The organism is Gilliamella sp. B14384G10 (assembly GCF_016101685.1).
Lineage (GTDB): Bacteria > Pseudomonadota > Gammaproteobacteria > Enterobacterales > Orbaceae > Gilliamella > Gilliamella apis_A.
Genome location: NZ_JACFQA010000012.1, coordinates 1 through 1,128 on the forward strand (window position 1 = coordinate 1; position 1,128 = coordinate 1,128).

2 protein-coding genes are annotated in these 1,128 nt (G+C 28.2%); both read right to left on the bottom strand.

The features are described 5' to 3' along the window. On the bottom strand, positions 1-512 hold a 512-nt coding region (locus H3T54_RS11785; RefSeq protein ID WP_198222671.1), incomplete at its 3' end, for a hypothetical protein. Positions 513-664: 152 nt separating this feature from the next. After that, positions 665-1,128 (bottom strand): hypothetical protein (locus tag H3T54_RS11790; RefSeq protein WP_198222673.1); only part of this gene is annotated, 464 nt, incomplete at its 5' end.

A 1,128-nucleotide genomic window follows, 5' to 3' on the forward strand; every position in this document is an offset into this window, starting at 1 on the left:
TTATTAATATTTTCAGTAATTTCGTCGGGAATATTTTCATCAATAGAGTAATCCCATCTATTATCTCGATCTTCAATAAAGAAATTATTAACCACTTTTACAGGAAGCTCAACCTCTACTTGCTCACCATCTAAGATCACTTCAACTTTATTAAGCGATTTCTCATATAATTTGTCGTATGTTTCATCACTGGTGTTGTCAGTTGCATAGATAAAAGTGTGTAACATATAATTGCTTTGGGTTGGATTAATAAAGCCTCGACCATTGAATTTTACAGGTTTTACAAAAAACTCAATCGACTCATTATTATAAGCTAAATTATGTTTACCATATTCAAAAGTATACTTAATGTTTGAGTTAGCGGGAATGACAACATCTTTACCATCAATAACTAACTTAATTTCATTGGCAGTAGGATTATCAATTAAACGAACTTGTGAAGTTGGACCATTAAAGCAGCTACAAAGTGTTATACTGCAAGCTAATATAAAAGAATACTTTAAACTTTTCATAACATCCATTTGTTTTATTTATATTATAAGAGTACAAATTTTAACATAAAAAAAATAATGTTGTTAACAGAAAAATCAAAAGGCACTAAACCTAATTATAAGATTTAGTGCCTTTTATTTTTTATAATTTGATCTTTAAAAGATTTTCAGATTTATTTGATTACAAAAAAGTATATATCACGACCTTTAGTTAAAGCGTCGTTTAACGGCCTAATAGCTTTGGAATAAGTTTGTTCAGGATCTTTTTCGTTAGGACAAAGTTTTTTAGAATCAAGTAAGGCATGCATACCATCATATCCCCCTAATCCTTCATACTTACTTGCAAAATCACTTGCTGTTAAATTAAAAAGTTGTTGCCACTTATCTAATGTGTCTTGTAAATATTTTTTACCTTCATTACATGTAATACTTTCCAAATCAAGTTTCGGAAATAGATACTGATTAATTTCAGACAATTTTTTAGGTTTATTAGGAAAACTAACCTCATCTTCCTCTTCTAACCAATCTTCTTTTAAAAACTTCAAATATTCGCTTTCACGATACATTTTAATTTTACGAGATTGATAAGATTGATTTTTATTAATATTTTCAGTAATTTCGTCGGGAATATTTTCAT